The sequence below is a fragment of the Streptomyces sp. NPDC050703 genome, assembly GCF_040654435.1.
Classification (GTDB): domain Bacteria; phylum Actinomycetota; class Actinomycetes; order Streptomycetales; family Streptomycetaceae; genus Streptomyces.
The window spans coordinates 83,651-104,296 of sequence record NZ_JBFAHX010000006.1; the positions used below are offsets into that span (position 1 = coordinate 83,651).

18 protein-coding genes are annotated in these 20,646 nt (G+C 74.0%); 9 read left to right on the top strand and 9 right to left on the bottom strand.

Going from position 1 to position 20,646, the window contains the following annotated elements; all coding sequences use genetic code 11:
- Window position 1: 1 nt before the first annotated feature.
- The 5 genes from AB0I16_RS07880 to AB0I16_RS07900 form a co-directional block, all read right to left on the bottom strand.
- Window positions 2–1,312, bottom strand: a complete 1,311-nt coding sequence (locus AB0I16_RS07880; RefSeq protein WP_363248435.1) for an RNA polymerase sigma factor — start codon at window positions 1,310–1,312, stop codon at window positions 2–4.
- A 120-nt stretch (window positions 1,313–1,432) separates the two neighbouring features.
- A complete protein-coding gene (gene dnaG, locus AB0I16_RS07885; RefSeq protein WP_363248436.1) occupies window positions 1,433–3,334 on the bottom strand; it encodes a DNA primase in 1,902 nt (633 codons plus the stop codon).
- Window positions 3,335–3,377: 43 nt separating this feature from the next.
- Window positions 3,378–4,640 carry an FAD-dependent oxidoreductase gene (locus AB0I16_RS07890; protein ID WP_363248437.1) on the bottom strand — a complete coding sequence of 421 codons (1,263 nt, stop codon included), beginning with the start codon at window positions 4,638–4,640 and terminating at the stop codon, window positions 3,378–3,380.
- Window positions 4,641–4,804: 164 nt separating this feature from the next.
- Window positions 4,805–6,133, bottom strand: coding sequence for a deoxyguanosinetriphosphate triphosphohydrolase (locus tag AB0I16_RS07895; RefSeq protein ID WP_363248438.1), 1,329 nt, complete (start codon window positions 6,131–6,133; stop codon window positions 4,805–4,807).
- A 48-nt stretch (window positions 6,134–6,181) separates the two neighbouring features.
- On the bottom strand, window positions 6,182–7,006 hold the full coding sequence (locus AB0I16_RS07900; RefSeq protein WP_363248439.1) for a CbiX/SirB N-terminal domain-containing protein: 825 nt from the start codon (window positions 7,004–7,006) through the stop codon (window positions 6,182–6,184).
- 255 nt (window positions 7,007–7,261) lie between these two features.
- On the opposite strand from AB0I16_RS07900, the gene AB0I16_RS07905 reads away from it, so the two are divergent.
- The gene (locus tag AB0I16_RS07905; RefSeq protein ID WP_363248440.1) at window positions 7,262–9,463 is read left to right on the top strand and encodes a molybdopterin oxidoreductase family protein; all 2,202 of its coding nucleotides are present in this window, start codon (window positions 7,262–7,264) and stop codon (window positions 9,461–9,463) included.
- 42 nt (window positions 9,464–9,505) lie between these two features.
- Here AB0I16_RS07905 and AB0I16_RS07910 read toward each other — a convergent pair whose 3' ends face one another.
- The 3 genes from AB0I16_RS07910 to cutA form a co-directional block, all read right to left on the bottom strand.
- Window positions 9,506–9,805, bottom strand: a complete 300-nt coding sequence (locus AB0I16_RS07910) for a DUF6355 family natural product biosynthesis protein (RefSeq protein ID WP_363248441.1) — start codon at window positions 9,803–9,805, stop codon at window positions 9,506–9,508.
- Between the two features lie 260 nt (window positions 9,806–10,065).
- Entirely contained in the window at window positions 10,066–10,506 is a 441-nt protein-coding gene (locus AB0I16_RS07915; protein ID WP_363248442.1) for a gamma-glutamylcyclotransferase family protein, read from the bottom strand.
- A complete protein-coding gene (gene cutA / locus AB0I16_RS07920) occupies window positions 10,503–10,811 on the bottom strand; it encodes a divalent-cation tolerance protein CutA (RefSeq protein WP_363248596.1) in 309 nt (102 codons plus the stop codon). Before cutA ends, AB0I16_RS07915 begins: the two co-directional genes overlap by 4 nt.
- A 269-nt stretch (window positions 10,812–11,080) precedes the next feature.
- Here cutA and AB0I16_RS07925 point away from each other — a divergent pair, with 269 nt between their 5' ends.
- The 3 genes from AB0I16_RS07925 to AB0I16_RS07935 all read left to right on the top strand — a co-directional run bounded on the left by AB0I16_RS07925 (window position 11,081) and on the right by AB0I16_RS07935 (window position 13,690).
- Window positions 11,081–11,878: an aminotransferase class IV gene (locus tag AB0I16_RS07925; protein ID WP_363248443.1), complete on the top strand. Its 798-nt coding sequence runs from the start codon at window positions 11,081–11,083 to the stop codon at window positions 11,876–11,878.
- A gap of 407 nt (window positions 11,879–12,285) precedes the next feature.
- Window positions 12,286–12,840: a hypothetical protein gene (locus tag AB0I16_RS07930; RefSeq protein WP_363248597.1), complete on the top strand. Its 555-nt coding sequence runs from the start codon at window positions 12,286–12,288 to the stop codon at window positions 12,838–12,840.
- A 181-nt stretch (window positions 12,841–13,021) separates the two neighbouring features.
- The gene (locus AB0I16_RS07935; RefSeq protein ID WP_363248444.1) at window positions 13,022–13,690 is read left to right on the top strand and encodes a class F sortase; all 669 of its coding nucleotides are present in this window, start codon (window positions 13,022–13,024) and stop codon (window positions 13,688–13,690) included.
- A gap of 23 nt (window positions 13,691–13,713) precedes the next feature.
- On the opposite strand, the gene AB0I16_RS07940 is transcribed toward AB0I16_RS07935, so the two are convergent.
- Complete coding sequence (locus AB0I16_RS07940; RefSeq protein ID WP_363248445.1) at window positions 13,714–14,496, bottom strand: sulfite exporter TauE/SafE family protein; 783 nt, start codon at window positions 14,494–14,496, stop codon at window positions 13,714–13,716.
- A gap of 429 nt (window positions 14,497–14,925) precedes the next feature.
- On the opposite strand from AB0I16_RS07940, the gene AB0I16_RS07945 reads away from it, so the two are divergent.
- From AB0I16_RS07945 to AB0I16_RS07965, 5 genes are all read left to right on the top strand, one after another.
- Window positions 14,926–16,170, top strand: coding sequence for an FAD-dependent oxidoreductase (locus AB0I16_RS07945; RefSeq protein ID WP_363248446.1), 1,245 nt, complete (start codon window positions 14,926–14,928; stop codon window positions 16,168–16,170).
- A gap of 1 nt (window position 16,171) precedes the next feature.
- Window positions 16,172–18,748, top strand: coding sequence for a nitrite reductase large subunit NirB (gene nirB, locus AB0I16_RS07950; RefSeq protein WP_363248447.1), 2,577 nt, complete (start codon window positions 16,172–16,174; stop codon window positions 18,746–18,748).
- Window positions 18,745–19,068 (top strand): nitrite reductase small subunit NirD, encoded by a 324-nt coding sequence (gene nirD, locus AB0I16_RS07955; RefSeq protein ID WP_363248448.1) that lies wholly within the window; start codon window positions 18,745–18,747, stop codon window positions 19,066–19,068. The genes nirB and nirD overlap by 4 nt, the downstream gene beginning before the upstream one ends.
- 61 nt (window positions 19,069–19,129) lie before the next feature.
- On the top strand, window positions 19,130–19,714 hold the full coding sequence (locus AB0I16_RS07960; protein WP_363248449.1) for a TetR/AcrR family transcriptional regulator: 585 nt from the start codon (window positions 19,130–19,132) through the stop codon (window positions 19,712–19,714).
- Window positions 19,715–19,788: 74 nt separating this feature from the next.
- Window positions 19,789–20,571, top strand: coding sequence for a glucose 1-dehydrogenase (locus AB0I16_RS07965; RefSeq protein WP_363248450.1), 783 nt, complete (start codon window positions 19,789–19,791; stop codon window positions 20,569–20,571).
- Window positions 20,572–20,646 lie beyond the last annotated feature (75 nt).

Genomic DNA, 20,646 nt, shown 5'->3' on the forward strand with positions numbered 1-20,646 from the left:
GTCAGTCCAGGTAGCCCCGCAGCTGGTCCGCGAAGGCGTGGTCCCGCAGCTTGTTGAGGGTCTTCGACTCGATCTGGCGGATGCGTTCGCGCGTCACGCCGAAGATGCGGCCGATCTCCTCCAGGGTGCGGGGCCTGCCGTCGACCAGGCCGTAGCGGAGCTGCACGACCTTGCGCTCGCGTTCGCCGAGGGTGGAGAGGACCGCCTCCAGGTGCTCGCGGAGCAGCAGGAACGCCGCCGACTCCACGGGCGACGTCGCGTCGCCGTCCTCGATCAGGTCACCGAGCGCGACGTCGTCCTCCTCCCCCACCGGGGCGTGCAGCGACACCGGCTCCTGTGCGAGGCGGAGCACCTCGCTGACGCGCTCGGGCAGCAGGTCGAGCTGGGCGGCGACCTCCTCGGGCGTGGGTTCGTACCCGCGCTCCTGGAGCATCCGCCGCTGGACGCGCACGACGCGGTTGATGAGCTCCACCACGTGCACGGGCACCCGGATCGTGCGGGCCTGGTCCGCGAGCGCGCGGGACATGGCCTGGCGGATCCACCAGGTGGCGTACGTGGAGAACTTGTACCCCCGGGCGTAGTCGAACTTCTCGACGGCCCTGATCAGTCCGAGGTTGCCCTCCTGGACGAGGTCCAGCATGGTCAGGCCGCGGCCCACGTACCGCTTGGCGACGGAGACGACCAGGCGCAGGTTCGCCTCGATGAGGCGGCGCTTGGCCATGCGGCCCATGACGACCAGCTTGTCGAGGTCGAGGGCGAGCTGGGAGTCCAGGTCGGGGGTGTTGAGCAGCTTCTCCTCGGCGAAGAGGCCGGCCTCCACACCGCGGGCGAGCTCGACCTCCTCGGCCGCGGTGAGCAGCGGGATGCGTCCGATCTCGCGCAGGTACTGGCGGAACAGGTCGGACGACGGGCCGCTCGTGTCGGTACGGGTGCGGGGGGCCGGCAGCTCGATGATCTCGGGTTCGAGGACGCCGGGTGCGTCCCCCGGGTCCGGTGCCCCGGCGGCCTCCGCCGCCTCGGGTGTCTCCGTCGTGTCCCTCGGCGGAGCGGACTCGGGGTGCCGGGCGGCGCGGCTCTGCGGCGGTACCGCCTCCAGGACGTCCGCACCGGCGTCAGCACGCGCGGCGGTGTCGGTCTGGGTGAGGGTCTGGGTCTGCACGGGGGCGACCTCCAGGGTGATCGCAGCTGAGGCGTGCGGCAACGGGAGAGGGACGACGGCCTCGCCGCTGTCCGTCCCGGACACGATGTGTGGAACCGCGGGGGTGTCGGGCCCGCTGTCTGCGGGCCGGCCGCGCTCCGAGGACTCAGGCACCGGAACCCAGTGTGGGGTACGACACACGGCCGCCACGAGGGGCGTGCGGTGACTTTTTGAGTCCGGTCCGTGACCGCGTGGTTACCCGTCGGGTAACCCGCGCCCCGCGGTTCACGCCTCCTAGAGCGCGTCGGCCCCGCGGTCGCGCAGCGCCTGGCCGTACTGCTGGAGGACCCACAACTCGTTCTGCACGGCGACCAGTTGCTGCGGGTCGCCGCCCGCGCCGAGCCGGGCGAGGCTGCCCTGGACGTCCCTGATGCGGCGGTCCACGGCGCGCAGCCGCACCTGGACGAGCTGCACGCCCGCGTAGACCTCGTCGACGGTCTTGCGCAGGATCGCCTCGACGGCCAGCTCGGTGACCATGCGGCGCACCGTGTCGTCGGGCGCCGCGTCCAGCACCCGCCCGAGGTAGGCCTGCGGCTCGGCGATGCCCGCCTCGGCGCCGCCCGCCTCCTCGATGCACTGGCGCACCGCGGCGTAGGGCGGGGCGGTGAACTCGTCCGCCCCGTAGGCGTCGAAGGCCGGGGAGACCAGCTCGGGGCGCTGGAGGGCCAGCTTGAGCAGCTCGCGCTCGGTGCGGTGGGCGGGGCTGCGCAGGGTCAGGGCGGGGCCGCGGAAGCCTTGCGGCGCGGAATCATAAGTGGCTGAGGGCTGCTGCGGGGTCGGGGCTGGTCCCTTGTTCCCCCGCTCACGAGCCCAGCGTGCCAACTGTGCGACTCGGTGCACCACGAATTGGGTGTCGGTTACGTACCCGAGCAGCCCGGAGAGCATGACGGCGTACCGGTGGCGAATGGCCTGATCCTTGATCTTGGCCACGATCGGCGCCGACTCTTCGAGAGCTGCCGCTTGGCCCTCGGGTGACTCCGCATCGTGCTGCTGCACGATCGAACGGATCGCAAACTCAAAGAGTGGCGTGCTGGCCTCCACCAGGTTTCTTACAGCTTCGTCCCCTTGAGCGAGACGCAGTTCACAGGGGTCCATCCCTGCCGGGCTAACCGCAATGTTCGTACGTGCCGCAAACTTCTGGTCATCCTCGAAGGCACGGAGCGCAGCCTTCTGTCCGGCTGCGTCACCGTCGAAAGTGAAGATCACCTTCGACCGTGAGTTATCCATTAGCAGTCGACGCAGAATTTTGACGTGCTCCCCACCGAACGCGGTGCCACACGTGGCGATGGCGTTCTGCACCCCGGCTGCGTGACAGGCCATTACGTCCGTATAGCCCTCGACCACTACAGCTCGGCTCGACCTAGCGATCTCCTTCTTAGCGAGGTCGATGCCATACAGAACCTGTGACTTCTTGTAGATCGGCGTCTCGGGCGTGTTGAGGTACTTCGGGCCGTTGTCGTCGTCGCGCAGCTTGCGGGCGCCGAAGCCGACGACCTCGCCGCCGATGTCGCGGATCGGCCACATCAGGCGGCCGCGGAAGCGGTCGATGGGGCCGCGGCGGCCCTCCTGGGAGAGCCCCGAGAGGGTCAGCTCCTTGTCGGTGAAGCCCTTGCCGCGCAGGAAGCGGGTGAGGTGGTCCCAGCCCGCGGGGCTGTAGCCCACGCCGAAGTGCGCCGCCGCGGCCTGGTCGAAGCCGCGCTCGGCGAGGAACTTCCGGCCGATCTCGGCCTCGGGGCCCTCCAGCTGCTCCACGTAGAACTGGGCGGCCGCCTTGTGGGCCTCCACCAGGCGGATGCGCTCGCCGCGCTGGTGGCTGGGGTTGTACCCGCCCTCCTCGTACCGCAGGGTGATGCCCGCCTTGGCGGCGAGGCGCTCGACCGTCTCCGAGAAGGTGAGGTGGTCGATCTTCATCACGAAGGCGATCGTGTCGCCGCCTTCCTGGCAGCCGAAGCAGTGGAAGAGACCCTTGCTCGGGCTGACCTGGAAGGACGGGGACTTCTCGTCGTGGAAGGGGCACAAGCCCTTGAGGTTGCCGCCGCCGGCGTTGCGCAGCTGGAGGTAGTCGGAGACCACGGCGTCGATCGGGACCGCGTCCCGAACCGCCTTCACGTCCTCGTCATTGATCCTGCCTGCCACGTAGGAATACTACGGCCCGCCTGTGACACTCCGGCCCGGCCCTTCACGCGATCAGCGACGCCAGGGGGGTGCCGGGGTCCGCGAGGGCGTTCAGGTCGGGGCGGGCGCCGGAGTGGATCAGCTTCTGGACGGTCTCCGTGACGTCCCACACATTCACGTTCATCCCGGCGAGGACACGGCCCTCGCGCAGCCAGAACGCGATGAACTCCCGCTTGCCGGCGTCACCGCGCACCACCACCTGGTCGTACGAGCCCGGGGGCGCCCATCCCGAGTACTCCAGGCCCACGTCGTACTGGTCGGAGAAGAAGTAGGGCACCCGGTCGTGGGTGACGTCCTGGCCGAGCATCGCGCGGGCCGCGGCGGGGCCGCCGTTCAGGGCGTTCGCCCAGTGCTCCACGCGCAGCCGCGTGCCGAAGAGGGGGTGCGCGACGGCCGCCACGTCGCCGGTGGCGAAGATGTCGGGGTCGGAGGTGCGGAGCGAGGCGTCGACCGCGATGCCGCCGCCCTCCTCGCGGCCGGCCAGGGCGAGGCCCGCGGCCTCGGCGAGGGCCGTGCGCGGGGCCGCGCCGATCGCGGCGAGGACGTCGTGGGCGGGGTGCTCCTCGCCGTCGTCGGTACGCGCCGCGAGGACCATGCCGTCCTGGCCGACGATCTCGGTGAGGCTCGCGCCGAAGTGGAAGCGGACGCCGTGCTCGGCGTGCAGGTCGGCGAACATCTGGCCGACCTCGGGGCCGAGGACGGCGTGCAGCGGGGTGGCCTCGCGCTCGACGACGGTCACCTCGGCGCCGTACTCCCTGGCGGCAGCCGCGATCTCCAGGCCGATCCAGCCGGCCCCCGCGATCACCAGGTGGCCGTTGTCCCTGCCGAGGGCGGTCAGGACCTGCCGGAGGCGGTCGGCGTGGGCGAGGCGGCGCAGGTGGTGCACGCCGGCGAGGCCCGTGCCGGGGACGTCGAGGCGGCGCGGTTCGGCCCCGGTGGCGAGCAGCAGCTTGTCGTAGTGGATGACCGTGCCGTCGCCCAGGCGCACGCTCCGCGCCTCGCGGTCGACGGCGACGACGGGCTGCCCCAGGTGCAGTTCGACGTCGGCCTGCGCGTACCACCCCGGTTCGTGGACGAAGACGCTGTCGCGCTCCTCCTTGCCCAGCAGGTAGCCCTTGGACAGGGGCGGGCGCTCGTAGGGGCGGTCACGCTCGTCGCCGACGAGGATCACCCGGCCGGTGAAACCCTCGGAACGGAGGGTCTCTGCCGCCTTGGCGCCGGCCAGACCTCCTCCCACAATGACGAACGTCTGATGCGCGTCGACCACTTGATGCCTCCTCGCCGGGGGACCGGGCCGCGGCCCGGTGAACACTGTCTGAACGCGGGAACGCTGTCCGAATGCCACAGGAGCGTCCCGCACGGAGCGTGAGGGGGGAAGGGGGCGTGGCCCCTGTCGGCCACATTCCGTCACGCCCCGTGGTCACTCGATAGTCACTGTCCGTGGCCGCCCAGGTGGCTCGACGTCATCCTGGCGTGCAGCGCGCGGGCCGCCGCGTCGGTCAGGGACGCGATCTGGTCGACCACCACGCGCTGCGCGGCGCGGTCGTCAGGGGCCGCCTCGTACAGCGCGCGGAACTGCGGGTCGAGACCGTCGGGCGCGCGCGTCATGAGCGCGTCCGCCAGCTCGGCGACCACGACGCGCTGGTCCGCGCGGAGCCGCTCCTGCGCGGGGCGCTGCATCACGTAGCGGTCGGCGACGGCCTTGAGCACCGCGCACTCCAGCCGCGCCTCGCGGGGGACGACGAGCTCGGCGGCGTACCGCGTGAGGGGTCCCGTGCCGTACGCCGCGCGCGTGGCGGTCTCCGCGGCCAGGCAGAAGCGGCCGATGAGCTGGCTCGTGGCGTCCTTCAGGCGGGCCTGGGCGACGGCCGTCCCGTCGTACCCGTGCGGCCACCACTCGTGCTCAAGGAGGCGGTCGAGGGCGTGGGCCAGCTCTTCGGGGTCGGTGTCGGCGGGGACGTAGCGCCCGACCGCCACGGCGAAGACGTCCCGGCGCTCGGGCTCGGCGTGCAGCGCGTTCGGGTCGATGTGTCCGGCGTGCAGGCCGTCCTCGACGTCGTGGACGGAGTACGCGACGTCGTCCGACCAGTCCATGACCTGCGCCTCGAAGCAGACGCGCTGCCCGGGGGCCTCCTTGCGGGCCCAGTCGAAGACGGGCCTGTCGTCCTCGTAGACCCCGAACTTGACGGAGTCCGGGTCGCTGGGGTGGCCGCCGCGCGGCCAGGGGTACTTGGTGGCGGCGTCGAGGGCGGCCCGTGTCAGGTTCAGGCCGACGCTGACCGGATCGCCGGTGGTCTCGGAGCGGACGAAGCGCTTCGGCTCGATGCGGGTGAGGAGCCGCAGCGACTGGGCGTTGCCCTCGAAGCCGCCGCAGTCGGCCGCCACCTCGTTCAGCGCCTGCTCGCCGTTGTGCCCGAAGGGCGGGTGGCCGAGGTCGTGCGAGAGGCAGGCGGTCTCCACCAGGTCGGGGTCGCAGCCGAGGGCGGCGCCCAGCTCGCGGCCGACCTGCGCGCACTCCAGGGAGTGCGTCAGACGCGTACGGGCGCTGGCGTCCCAGGCCTGGCTGCGGGTGCCCGGCGTGACGACCTGGGTCTTGCCCGCGAGGCGGCGCAGCGCGGCGGAGTGCAGCACGCGCGCGCGGTCGCGCTGGAAGGCCGTGCGCCCCGGACGCTTGTCGGGCTCGGCGGCCCACCGCTCGACGGCGGCCCCGTCATACGCCTCGTGGGTGTCGTGTCGCGCGTTCGGTGCTGTGCCTGCCATGCACCGACAGTAGACGCAAGCGGTGGCGAAGAGGGCCCTGGCCCCTCGTCAGACGGCGGTCGGGCGGCGCTGTTCGGCCAGGGAGGGCGTGCCGCACGCCTGGTCGTAGCGGTGCAGGACGAGGCGGGCGAGGGACGGGTGGGCGCCGAGCGGGGCCGCCGCGATCCAGGGTGCCGCGTCCGCGCTCTGGGTGGCGAAGCGGCCGGGCGCGGTGAAGTACGCGGCCACGGCCGTGCGGGTCCTGCCCCGCCCGGCCAGGGCCCCGATCGCCTCCGGCACGGTACGGGCGCAGGCCGCGGTGGGCGCCGCGTAAGCGGCGACCACGGGGACGCCGAGCCGTTCGGCGAGCAGGGCGGCGGCGGCTTCGGTGTCCGCGGCGGACTCCGGGTCGCGGGAGCCCGCCGCCGCGAGGACGACGGCGTGACGGCGGCGCGCGGCCGTGCCGAGCGGCCGCGGCGGCCAGCCCGCTTCGACGAGCCGGGTGTGCAGGGCCTCGGCGAGCAGGGGGTGCGGGCCGAGCGGGGCGGCGGCGCCGACGTCCAGGTGGGGCGCGCCCGCGGCGGCCGCGGGGAGGTCGCGCTTGACGTGCCGGCCCCGGCCGAGGAGCAGCGGCACCAGCACGGCACGGCCGCTCGGCTGCGCGGCGAGGGTGTCGGTGAGCAGCGGTTCGTTCAGCTCGATGTGGCCGAGGCGCACCGCGAGGCCGGGGCGCTGTTCGCGGACCCGCTCGGCGAGGGCCGTGACGGTGGCGAGGGCGCGGGGGTCGCGGCTGCCGTGGGCGACGAGGACGAGCGTGGGGGCGGGGCGGCGCCCGCCGTCGGGGGCGACGAGGCGGAGGCGGCTGCCGGGCCGGCCGGTGATGCGGGGCGTCATGGTCCGAGGATGGCCGGGGCTCGTTGCGGCCGCGTTGCGCCGCGGTGACGGCAGTTTTCGTGGGGCTCACGGGGTACGTGTCCCGGTTGTCCGCCTGGCTCACCCGGCTCTCGCCCGGCTGGTGGCGTCCGGGGCGCGAGGCGCTGAGGGCGGCCCGGGCCTCACAGCGCGGGGCGGGGGCGGCTGAGGTCGCCTTACCGCGTGCGTAACGCGACCGCGCGAAGCCGCGTAACAACGCCGGCGCAGGCTGAGGGCATGCACTCCACGGCGACACCCCCGGCAGCCGCGACACCGGCGGACCCTGCGGCCTCGGCGGACCCTGCGGCCCCGGCCGCCGGGGAGGCCGTGGTGGAGGTGACGGCGACGCACTGCCCGTACTGCGCGTTGCAGTGCGGGATGGACCTGGCGGCCGGCCCCGGCGGGGGCGTGGAGGTCAGGGAGCGCGCGGGCTTCCCGGTGAACAGGGGCGCCCTGTGCGGCAAGGGGCGTACGGCGCCTGCCGTGCTGTCCTCCCGCGTCCGGCTGACCGAGCCCCTCGTGCGGGACCGCGCCACGGGCAGGCTCGCGGCGGCCACCTGGGAGGCGGCCCTCGACCGGATCGCCGGTGAACTGTCCCGCACGCGGGCGGCCCACGGCGCGGACGCGTGCGGGGTGTTCGGCGGCGGCGGCCTGACGAACGAGAAGGCGTACGCGCTGGGCAAGTTCGCGCGGGTGGTGCTCGGGACGTCGCAGATCGACTACAACGGCCGGTTCTGCATGTCGTCGGCCGCGGCGGCCGGCCAGCGGGCGTTCGGGCTCGACCGGGGGCTGCCGTTCCCGCTGGAGGACATCCCCCGCACCGGGTGCGTGATCCTCGTCGGGTCGAACCTCGCGGAGACGATGCCGCCCGCGCTGCGGTACCTGACCGAGCTGCGGGAGAACGGCGGCACGCTGATCGTCGTGGACCCCCGGCGGACCAGGACCGCGGAGCAGGCCGATCTGCACCTGGCACCGCGCCCCGGCACGGACCTCGCGCTCGCGCTCGGCCTGCTGCACCTGGTCGTGGCGGAGGGGCGTACGGACGAGGAGTTCATCGCCGGGCGCACCAGCGGATGGGAGGAGGCGCGGGCGGCGGCGATGGCGCACTGGCCCGAGCACGTGGAGCGGATCACCGGTGTGCCGGTGCCGCACCTGCGGGACGCCGCGCGGCTCTTCTGCGACGCCGGGGCCTCGATGGTGCTCACGGCGCGCGGCCCCGAGCAGCAGTCCAAGGGGACGGACACCGTCGGGGCGTGGATCAACCTGTGCCTGGCCACGGGGCGCGCGGGACGGCCCCTGTCCGGGTACGGCTGCCTGACCGGCCAGGGCAACGGCCAGGGCGGGCGGGAGCACGGGCAGAAGGCGGACCAGCTGCCCGGTTACCGCAAGCTGACCGATCCGGCGGCGCGGGCCCATGTGGCGGAGGTCTGGGGCGTGGACCCGGAGTCGCTGCCGGGGCCCGGCAGGTCGGCGTACGAACTGCTCGACGCGCTCGGCGGGGACGTCAAGTCACTGCTCCTGATGGGCTCCAACCCGGTCGTGTCGGCGCCGCGGGCGGCACATGTGGAGGAGCGGCTGCGTTCGCTCGACTTCCTCGCGGTGGCCGACGTGGTGCTGTCGGAGACGGCTGAACTGGCGGACGTGGTGCTGCCGGTGACGCAGTGGGCCGAGGAGACCGGGACGGTGACGAACCTGGAGGGCCGGGTCCTGCTGCGGCGCCGCGCGGTGTCCGCGCCCGCCGGGGTCCGCAGCGACCTGGAGGTCCTGCACGGCCTCGCGGCCCGGCTCGGGCACACGGAGGGCTTCCCCGCGGCACCGGAGGAGGTCTTCGAGGAGCTGCGCCGGGCGAGCGCGGGCGGCCCCGCGGACTACTCGGGGATCTCCTACGCGCGGCTGGCGGAGAACGAGGGGGAGGGCCTGTTCTGGCCGTGCGGGAGCGGGGGCGCGGAGGGAGCGGAGAGCGGGGCCCCGCACCCCGGGACCCGGCGGCTGTTCCTCGACCGGTTCGCCACCGAGGACGGGCGGGCGCGGTTCGTGCCGGTGGTGCACCGGGCCGCCGCCGAGGAGCCGGACGCGGAGTATCCCGTGCTGCTCACCACGGGGCGGGTGCTCGCGCAGTATCAGTCGGGGGCGCAGACCCGCCGGGTCGACGAGCTGAACTCCGCCGCGCCCGGGCCCTTCGTGGAGCTGCACCCGCGGCTCGCGGCTCGGCTCCGGATCGAGGACGGCGAGCCGGTCGCCGTGGTGTCGCGCCGCGGCCGTGCGGTCGCTCCGGCGCGGGTCACGTCGTCGATCCGGTCCGACACGGTGTTCATGCCGTTCCACTGGCCGGGCGAGGGACGGGCCAACTCCCTGACGCATCCGGCCCTCGACCCCGTGTCGCGGATGCCGGAGTTCAAGGTGTGCGCGGTACGGCTCGAACGCCTGCGGTCCGGCTGAGCGGGCCCGGGCCGTCGTGCCCCCGGGCCCGCTCCGCGGACGTCAGCAGGTGCGGCCGACGTACCAGGCGCCGTCGATGTCCCCGGCCTCGCCGATCCAGGTGACGCCGGGGCCCACGCACCGGGTGCTGTTGGGGCCCCAGTCGTCGATCTCGATCACGATGCGGGAGCCGTCGCTCGTGCAGTGGTTGTAGTAGGCGTCCCGCGACGTCTCGTAGAACCCGCAGGGGTTCCTGACGGCGGTCGGCGATGCCGGGGCGGCGGAGGCCGTCGCCGCCAGGGACATGCCGAGGGTGAGGGTCACGGCTCCGATGAGAGCCGGCAGGGTACGGCGAACTCGCATGACGCGACTCCTTGTTGAACACCGAGGACGCGCACCGGGCGGTGCACACGGAGAGCTTCGCCGCGACCACTCTGGGTAGTCATGCGAAGTCGCCCGGACGAGTGGTCGAGATCATCAGATCGGGTGCGCCGGCGTTTGAGCTGCGGAATCGACCTCGTGAGCAGCCGGTTTGCGCGACTGGCGGGAGTTGCGTGAGCGGCAGGAGTCGTGTGACCGGCGGGAGTTGCGCGTGGGTCACGCGGGCGCCGGGAGTCGGCCGTTCACGGGGCGGGCGGAGGAGCGGGCGCCGCGGACCAGTCGCCTCCCCGGATCAGCGTCCCCGAGGCCCGGAGCCGCTCGGCCACGCGCGGGGCCGCCACGTAGACCCAGGCGGGGGCCGTGGTGCCGTCGGCGGTGCGGGTCACCTCGCGGACGACACGTTCGTACAGACTGCGGGGGTCGCCCGGCGCGTACTCCTCAAGGAGGTCAAGGGCGGCGAGCAGCGGGTCGTGCGCGGAGTGCGCGGCGGTGACCAGCTCGCCGTGGACGGGGCCGGCTCCGCTGTCCTCGACGGCGTACGGGTAGCCGGGGCCCGCGTACAGGGCCGCGCCCGGCAGCACGGCCGGTTCCTCGGCGGCCACGTGGCCGAGGAGGTACGCGGCGTGGTTGTGCTGTCCCGGGCGCAGGGTGCCGTAGACGAAGAACGGCAGCCGGGGGGTCACCCGGCGGTCTCCCGCGCCACCCACTCCAGGTAGGCCGCGCTCCCCCGCGCCATGGGGGTGGCGATGATCTCCGGGGTGTCGTAGTCGTGGGCCTCGGTGAGCCATGCCTCCAGGGCGTCGTAGCGCGCGGCGGTCGTCTTGAGCAGGACCTGCCACTCCTGGGCGGTCTCGACGGCGCCTTCCCAGCGGTACACGGACGTGACGGGTCCGGTGATCTGCGCGCAGGCCGCGACCCGGGCACGTACCGCGCCGCCCGCCAGGTCCCGGGCCTTGCCCTCCGCGTCCGTGGTGGTCAGCACGGTCAGGACGGCGGGCGCGGGCGGCTCGGTCGGCGTGGTCGTGGCCGCGGTCGTGGTCGCGGCCGTGGCCGCAGCCGTCGGAGCCGGTTCGGTCGGGTCGTGAGCGTCCATACCGAGATTGTGCACAGGGGGCTCGCGGGCCGGAACCGGTGGCCCGGCGGGGACTGGTGACCGGGGGCGGGGACCGGTGTCCGGGGGCTGGGAGGGGCGGTCCGCGGCTGGGGCCTGCCGCCCGGGGCAGGGGCCGCCCGGTGGGTGTCTCGTAGCGTGGCCGCATGACAACCTCCGCACTGGTGCAGCGCATCGAGATCGACGGGCGGCCCGCCACCGCCGCCGGACTGCTCTGGCCGGCCGTCGCCAACCCCGGGCACTTCACCGCGTTGCAGGTCAGGGCCGGCAGGGTGCGCGCCATGGACCGCCACCTGGCGCGGCTGGACGCGGCGACGCGTGAAGTGTTCGGGCAGGCCCTTGACGGTGAGTGGGTGCGCGGGCTCGTCCGGCACATCCTGCGGGACGACATCGAGGACGCCTCCGTACGCGTCCACGTGCACGCCCCTGACGGGAAGCCGTCCGTGATGATCACCGTGCGCCCGCCGACCGTGCTGGCGGAGACCATGGAGGGCCGGGCGCAGTCCCTGATGTCGGTGCCGTACCAGCGGCCCTTCGCCCACATCAAGCACTTGGGCGGCTTCGGCCAGGCCCACTACGGCGAGCTGGCCCGGCGGGCGGGGTTCGACGGCGCCCTGCTCACCGCCCCCGACGGGGAGATCAGCGAGGGCGCCGTCACGAACATCGCCTTCTTCGACGGGGCGGGCGTCGTCTGGCCGGAGGCCCCGCACCTGTCCGGCATCACGATGCAGCTCGTCGAGGCGGGCCTGCCGGCCGCCGGTCTCCCCACCCGGCACGCCCGCGTCACCCTCGCGGACCTGCCGTCGTACTCGGCGGCCTTCGTCACCAACGCGTGGGGGGTCAGTCCGGTGCGGCGGATCGACGGCATGACGTACGCCGTCGACGAGAAGCTGATGGCGACGGTGTCCGGGGTCTACGAGGAGGTGCCCTGGGAGAGGGTCTGAACACCCGCGGAAGACGGCGGCGCGCCGAAGGACCCACGCGCCGGCGGACGGTGCGGGGCCGGGCCCCGGCCCGTCCGGCGTCCGAGGACGGGCGTGGCGCGGCCCGCGCGGGGCCGGGCCGGGGCCCCCGCACGGCCCGGCCGGCCACCGCACCGCGCGGGCCCACCGGGTCACCCATTCACAGCCGCCGCCCACGGTCTTCGGAGCGGGACCACCGTCACGCCCGTGACCTGCTGTAACGCTGCCGCTCGGGCAGAAGGAACCGCCCCCGCCCCCGCTTTCCCGCGACCCACCGGGAGGCGCGCGCCGCCGAGTGCCACTTACCTCGGAAGAGCGGGACTCGACCGACGCAGCGGCACTTGGGGGTGTCGCGGGGCGTGCCCCGTGGAGGCCTCGGAGGAACGAGCATCATGCGCATCGCCCGTCTGCTGACCGGTACCGCCCTCGCCGCAGCGACGGCCGGCGCCCTGGCCGACCCCGCCTCCGCTGCGGCCGGCGGAGACCTCGTGATCACCCCGGCGACCGTGACCCCCGGCAAGCCCGTCACCGTCCGCACCGCCGCCTGCGGCTCCGGCGGCACCGCCGCGGGCGACGCCAGCGCCGTGGGCGCGGGCCGGTTCACGATGGCGCCCGGCGGCGGCCCCGGAGAGGTGACCGGCCGCTTCGAGGTGCCTCCCTCCGCACAGCCCGGCACCTATGAGATCGCCGCGAAGTGCTCCGGCGCGGGCGGCTCGGGGGTGAAGAACAAGCGGCTCGCGGCGGACCTGGTGGTGACGGTCACCTCCACCGCGGCCGCCGCCGAACGGCCCACGACGCAGCCGAAGGGGCACGTGAAGACGGGGGTCGGCGGCGCGCTCGGCCCCGACCCGGTGCAGACCGCGGCGGGCGTCGCGGCACTGGCCGTCGCCGCCGCGGGCGGCACCTGGCTCCTGCATCGCCGGGCGAGGGGCGACAGGATCTGACGACCGCCCTCCGCCGCCCCCGTCCAGCCCCACGGCACGCGACGCCCAGCCCCACCACACCCACGCACCCACAAGCAGCACCCACAAGCACCGCCGCACACCCGCCCCTCCCCCCTCCCCACACTCCACGCCCCTCACTCCACACCCCACGCCCGACATCCCGAACCCAGGGGGACGCCGTATGCGCCGTACACGTCGCTCGGCAGGAACGCGCGGCAGGACCGGCAACGCGCTCATAGCGACCGTCAGCGCCGTGGCGCTGTGTTCCGGCGCGTGGCTGCTGGGCAGCGGCACCGGCCCGCACTCCCCGCCGCAGCCGTCCGCCGCACAGGCGTCCGCCAGGCCCGGACAGCACGAGGCCGGCGCCCGGCAGGAGTCCGGCTCCGCGTCCCTCCCGCCGTCCCCGCCCGACCGCCTGCGCATCCCCGCGATCGGCGTCGACACGCCGCTGATGGGGCTCGGCCTGACGCGCCAGGGCAGCCTCGACGTGCCGCCGCCCGAGCGGAAGAACCTCGCGGGCTGGTACGAGGCGGGCACCACGCCCGGCGAGCGCGGCACCGCCGTCGTGGCGGGCCACGTGGACAACAAGGAGGGCCCGGCCGTCTTCTACGAGCTGGGCGCGCTGCGCCGCGGCACCACCATCGAGGTGGAGCGCAGGGACGGCAGCGTCGCCGTCTTCACGGTCGACGCGAACGAGGTGTACGACGCCGACGCCTTTCCCGACGACAAGGTGTACGGCGCCGCGTCACGGCCCGAGCTGCGGGTGATCACCTGTGGCGGCAGGTACTCCGAGGAGACCGGCTACCAGGGCAACGTGGTGGTCTTCGCCCATCTGACCGAGGTCCGCTGAGACCGGACGGTCCGAGATCCGGCTCAGGCGACCCACTGCTCGTACGCCATCTTCACCACCAGCCCGAGAACCGTCGTCAGCAGCACGATCCGGACGAAGCCGCTGCCCTTCTTGAGCGCCGTGCGGGCGCCGAACATGCCGCCCGCGAGGTTGAAGGCGGCCATCAGCGCGGCGAGCTGCCACAGGACCGCGCCCTGCCAGGCGAACATCGCGAGGGCACCGGCGTTGGTGCAGCAGTTGACGATCTTGGCGGTGGCCGACGCGGCGACCAGGTCGAGGTGGAGCACGGCGGTCAGGGCGAGGACGAGGAACGTGCCGGTGCCGGGGCCGATGAGGCCGTCGTAGAAGCCGATGCCGAGCCCCGCGAGGCCGATCGCGGCGAGAGTCCGCTTCGGCGAAGCGGGCTCCGCCGCGGGCGCGGTGCCGAAGGCGGGCCGCAGGATGACGAAGGCGGCCACGGCGACGAGCACCACCATGATGACGGGCTTCAGCACCTCGGTGCTCATCCCGGCCGCGAAGAAGGCGCCGCCCATCGATCCGGCGAGCGCGGCGAGGCCGATCCGTACGGCGGTCGGCACGTCGACGCGGGTCTTCCTGATGTACGTCGCGGCGGCGCCCGCGGTGCCGACGATGGCGACGGCCTTGTTGGTGCCGAGGGCGTGCGCGGCCGGGGTGCCGGCGGGCAGCCCGAGCAGCAGGGCGGGGAGCAGCAGCAGTCCCCCGCCGCCGACCACGGCATCGATCCAGCCCGCCGCGAGGGCGGCGGCGCAGAGGACGACGACGGTGGTCAGCGATATGTCAGGCATGATCGCGACCCTATGGACGAGATGGCTGCAGAGTCCACGGATGCAGGGGTTAGTTGAGCTACTTCTGAGCTGCCCCACCCGCAGCGAAGCAGCGGCCCACGAAACACCCCAGGGCAAACGGACAGGCGACCGGGAAACACCCCGGGGCAAACGGGCGGGCGGGTGGGAAACACCCGCCGCGAAGCGGCGGCCCAGGAAACACCCCGGGGCAAACGGGCGGGCGGGTGGGAAACACCCGCCGCGAAGCGGCGACCAGGAAAGCCCCACCGGGCAACGGACAACGGACAACCAACAACCGGCACCCGACAAGCGCCGCCCCCGGCCCCCGGGAAAACTCACACCCCCGGCGAGCCAAGGCTGAGGACAGCGATCCCCGGGGGAAACACCCGGGCCCCGCCCGGGAAACACCACCCCCGCACGCTGAATGTCATGACACCCAAGGCAGTGGTGATCGGCACCGGCCTAGCCGGCACCCACGTGGCGAACCGCCTCGGCACCGGCACGGTACTGATCGGCGACGAGCCCCACGCCCCGTACAACCGCGTCCTCCTCGCGGACGTCCTCGCGGGCCGCTACGGCGCGGAAGTGACCACGCTGCCGAGCCCCGCGGGCACCCTGCTCCGCACCCGCGCGACCCGCGTCGACCGCGCCGCGCGCCGGGTGCACTGCGAGGACGGCACCGTCGTCCCCTACGGCACCCTGATCCTGGCGACGGGCTCGAACCCCGTGCTGCCGCCCCTGCGCGGCCTGTTCGCGCCGGGCGCCACCGAACTGCCCGGCGGCGTCCACGCCTTCCGCACGATGGACGACTGCCTGGCGCTCTCCGCCGCCGTGCGGCCCGGCGTCCGCGCCGTCGTCATCGGCGGCGGCCTCCTCGGCGTTTCGGCGGCGAGGGCGCTGGCCCACCGGGGCGCGCAGGTCGTCCTGACCCAGCAGGCCGAGCGGCTCATGGAGCGCCAGCTCGACCCGGCCTCGTCGGAGCTGGTGCGGGCGCATCTCACCGGCCTCGGTGTCGAGGTGCACACCGAGTGCCGGGTGCGCGGGGTCACCGTCACCGGCGGGTCGGTCCGCCGGGTCGAGCTCGCGGACGGCTTCGCGCTGGAGACCGACCTGACCGTCCTGGCCTGCGGCGTACGCCCCCGTACCGGTCTGGCGCTGGACGCCGGACTCGACGTACGGAAGGGGATCGTCGTGGACGACCTGCTGCGGACGTCCGATCCGCACATCAGGGCGGTCGGCGACTGCGCGGAGCACGCGGGCCGCGTCTACGGCCTCGCGGCCCCGGCGCTCGAACAGGCCGACGCGCTCGCCGACGCCCTCACCGGCCGGAACGCGCCCCCGTACACGGGCAGCCGCATGCTGACCCGGCTCACCCTCGCGGGTCCGGGGCCCCTCGATCTCGCCGCGTTCGGCGACCCCGAGCCGCGCCCCGACGACGACGTCGTCCAGCTCGCCGACGCCACCCGCGGCACCTACCGCAAGGTCGTCGTCCGCGGCGACCGCCTGGTCGGCGGCGTCCTGCTCGGCGACCTCGCGTCGGTGGGCGCGCTCGCCCGCGCCTGGGAGGCCGACGACGTCCTGCCCGAGGACGGAAGCCCCCTGCTCCACCTGCTCACCCATCCCCAGCTGCTCGACCCCGTTCGAGCGGGGGAGACCCCGATCGGAGGCCGCTGACATGCCCGAGCCCCAGCCGAACCCCGCCCCGTCCCCGCAAGGCCGCCCCGCCCTCGTGCTCGTCGGCCACGGCATGGTCGGCCAGCGCTTCCTCGAGGCCGCCGTCGAGCGCGGACTCGCGGCGAGCCACCGGATCGTGGTGCTGTGCGAGGAGCCGCGCCCCGCCTACGACCGGGTGCAGCTCACCTCGTACTTCTCGGGCCGCACGCCCGACGAGCTCTCGCTCACCGACCGCGCCTTCCTCACCGAGCACGGCATCGAGCTGTACGTCGACGAGCCCGCGGAGAGCTTCGACCGCGTGGCGAAGACGGTCACGGCCCGCTCCGGCCGTGTCTTCGCCTACGACACGCTCGTGCTCGCCACCGGCTCCTACCCCTTCGTGCCGCCCGTGCCGGGCAAGGACGCGACGGGCTGCTTCGTGTACCGCACCATCGAGGACCTGCTCGCCATCGAGGAGTACGCGAAGCAGCGCGCCACGACCGGCGCGGTGGTCGGCGGCGGGCTGCTCGGCCTGGAGGCGGCGGGCGCGCTGCGCGGCCTCGGACTGGCGACGCACGTGGTGGAGTTCGCGCCGCGCCTCATGCCCGTACAGGTCGACGAGGGCGGCGGCGAGGCGCTGCTCCGCACCGTCACCGGCATGGGCCTGACCGTCCACACGGGCACCGGAACGCAGGAGATCGTGACGGACGGCGACGGTGCCGTGCGCGGCATGAAGCTGTCGGACGGCCGGGAACTCGCCACCGACCTCGTGGTGTTCTCCGCGGGGGTCCGGCCGCGCGACGGGCTCGCCCGCGCGCACGGCCTCGCCGTCGGCGAGCGCGGCGGCATCACCGTGGACGAGCGGTGCCGCACCAGCGATCCCGACGTGTACGCGATCGGCGAGTGCGCGCAGGCGGCGGACGGCCGGGTGTACGGCCTGGTCGCGCCCGGCTACGAGATGGCGCAGACGGCCGCCGCCGCCATCGCCGCCGAGGACGGTCCCGGCTTCACGGGCGCCGACCTGTCCACCAAGCTCAAGCTCCTCGGCGTCGACGTCGCCTCCTTCGGCGACGCGCACGGCACGGCGGAGGGCTGCCTCGACGTCGTCTACGCGGACTCGCGCTCGGGGACGTACAAGAAGCTGGTGATGGGCGCGGGCGGCGAACTGCTCGGCGGGGTGCTCGTCGGTGACGCGGAGGCGTACGGGCTGCTGCGCCCGCTCACCGGCAGCGTGCCGCCGGTCCCCGCCGAGCAGCTGGTGCTGCCCGCGGGCGCGGGCGCCCCCGCGGCGCTCGGCCCCGAGGCGCTGCCGGGCTCCGCGGTGGTCTGCAACTGCCACAACGTCACGAAGGACGAGATCCGGGCCTGCGCGACGCTGCCCGAGGTGAAGAAGTGCACCAAGGCGGGCACGGGCTGCGGCAGTTGCGTGAAGCTCATCGGTCAGCTCCTGCCGCAGACCGGCGACAAGGGGCTGTGCGGCTGCTTCGGCCAGACCCGCCAGGAGCTGTACGAGATCGTGCGCGCCCTGCGGGTGACGACGTTCCGCGCGCTGCTCGACGGGCACGGCCGCGCGGCGGCGCGGGGCGGTGAGGGCTGCGAGGTCTGCAAGCCGACGGTCGGGTCGATCATCGCCTCGCTGGCCCCGACCATCGGCGCGGAGGGCCACGTCCTGGACGGCGAGCAGGCCGCGCTCCAGGACACCAACGACCACTTCCTCGCCAACCTCCAGAAGAACGGCTCCTACTCGGTGGTGCCCCGCATCCCCGGCGGTGAGATCACCCCCGAGAAGCTGATCGTCATCGGCGAGGTGGCGCGCGACTTCGGCCTCTACACGAAGATCACCGGGGGGCAGCGCATCGACCTCTTCGGGGCCCGCGTCGAGCAGCTCCCGATGATCTGGACGCGCCTGGTGGACGCGGGCTTCGAGTCGGGCCACGCGTACGGCAAGGCGCTGCGGACGGTGAAGTCCTGCGTCGGGCGGACCTGGTGCCGCTACGGCGTGCAGGACTCCGTGCGCATGGCCATCGACCTGGAGCTGCGCTACCGCGGTCTGCGCGCCCCGCACAAGCTGAAGTCGGCGGTCTCCGGCTGCGCCCGCGAGTGCGCGGAGGCCCAGTCCAAGGACTTCGGCGTGATCGCGACGGCGAGCGGCTGGAACCTGTACGTGGGCGGCAACGGCGGCGCGACCCCGCGCCACGCCGACCTGCTCGCGCAGGACCTGGACGACGCGGAACTGGTGCGTCTCATCGACCGGTTCCTGATGTTCTACATCCGTACCGCCGACCGCCTGGAGCGCACCGCGGCCTGGCTGGAGCGGATCGACGGCGGCCTCGACCACGTGCGGGACGTCGTCGTCCACGACTCCCTCGGCATCTGCGCCGACCTTGAGGCGCTGATGGCCGACCACGTCACGCACTACCGCGACGAGTGGGCCGACACCCTCGACGACCCGGAGCGGCTCGCCCGTTTCGTGTCCTTCGTGAACGCGCCGGGCGTGCCCGACCCGACGGTCGGCTTCGTCCCCGAGCGCGAACAGATCAAGCCGGATCTGCCGCTGCTGGCCATCGGCCGGCGCCCCCTGGAAGGAGCCTCCCGATGAACGTCCAACTCCGTGTCGCCGATGACTGGGTCGAGGTCTGCGAGCGCGCCCGGCTCACCCCGGGGCGCGGTCTGGCGGCCCTGCTGCCCGACGGCCGCCAGGCCGCGCTGTTCCTGGACCGCGGGGGCCGCGCGTACGCGATCGACAACCTCGACCCGTTCACGGGCGCGGCGGTGCTCTCGCGGGGGCTGCTCGGTACCGCCGACGGCCGGCCGTTCGTGGCGTCGCCGCTCCTGAAGCAGCGGTTCGACCTGGAGACGGGGCGGTGCCTGGACGACGACGAGGTGGCGGTGGAGACGCATCCCGTGCGTATCGCCTGATCCCTTCGCCGGACCCATAGTTGCTTGACCGATCGTTCCAGTAAGACGTAGCGTCCCTCTCGTGGCCAGGACCAAGGAATTCGATCCGGACGCCGCGCTCCAGTCGGCCCTAGAGCTGTTCTGGCGGCGCGGCTACGAGGCGACGTCGATGGCGGACCTCGTCGAGGCGCTCGGCATCGGCCGCGCCAGCATCTACGCGACGTTCGGCAACAAGCACGCGCTGTACCTCAAGGCCCTTGAGCGGTACGCGGGGAACCAGGACCCGCTCCTGCTCGCCGACCTGTCCCGGCCCGGCCCCGCCCTGCCCGCGGTGCGCGAGGTCGTCCGCCGCTTCGCCGGGGAGGCGGGCTCCGGCGAGGCCGGCCGCCGAGGCTGCTTCATCACCAACACGGCCGCCGAGCTGGGCCCGCACGACGCCGCCGCGGCGCGCCACGTCGAGCGGAGCTGGGAGCGCCTGGAGACCCTTCTGCACTCCGCCCTGGTGCGCGCGCGGGCCCAGGGCGAGCTGCCGGCGGACCGCGATCCGCTGACGCTCGCCCGCATGCTGCTCGTCCTGATGCAGGGCGTGCGCGTGGTCGGCAAGGCGTCGTCGGACCCGGCCCGCGTACGGGACGCGGTGGAGCAGGCACTGGCCCTCCTGGACTGACCTCCGCGCACCCCCATACCCTCCCTCCTTCACGCCCAGATAATTGACCGAACGGTTAAGAAAAGAGAGACGACATGCCCGCAGCACCCGCTCCCCGCAGCCGCTTCGCCGGCCGCACGGCCCTCGTCACCGGCGGCGGCTCCGGCCTCGGCCGCGCCATCGCGCTCGCGTTCGCCGCGGAGGGCGCGAACGTGGTCGTGGCCGGACGCAGGGAGGCGCCCCTGAAGGAGACCGCGGGCCTCGTCGAGGCGGCCGGCGGCAGCGCCCTCGCCGTCACCGCCGACGTGTCCCGCTCCGCCGACGTCGCCGCCCTGGTCACCGCCGCCGTGGAGCGCTTCGGCTCCCTGGACGTGGCCGTCAACAACGCGGGTGTGCTGCGTGCCGGGCAGCCGGTCGCCGAGCTGCCCGAGGAGGACTGGCGCACCATGCTCGACATCAACGTCACCGGCGTCCTCCTCGCCCTGCAGGCCGAGGTCGGGCAGATGCGCACGCAGGCGACGGGCGGCGCCGTCGTCAACATCGGCTCCAACCTCGGCGCCCACACCAGCGCGCCCGGCACCGCCGCCTACGGGGCGACCAAGGCGGCGGTCTCCGCGCTGAGCCGCGCGGCGGCGGCCGAGCACATCGGGGACGGGGTCCGCGTCAACACCGTGAGCCCCGGCGCCTCCGCCACCAGCATGTCGCTCGGGCCCGGCGAGACCGAGGAGGACCGCGCCGCCCGGATGAAGGAGCAGTCGCCGCTCGGCCGCGTGTCCACCACCGCGGAGATCGCCGCCGCCGTGCTGTACCTGGCGTCCGACGACGCCGCCTCCGTGGTCGGCGCGGACCTGGTGGTCGACGGGGGAGCCGCCGCCTGACCGCTGCCCGGCCGGGGGCGGCCGGATGCCGCCACTCGGCCGCAACACCCCTGTCGTAATCCCCGTGCATGGTTG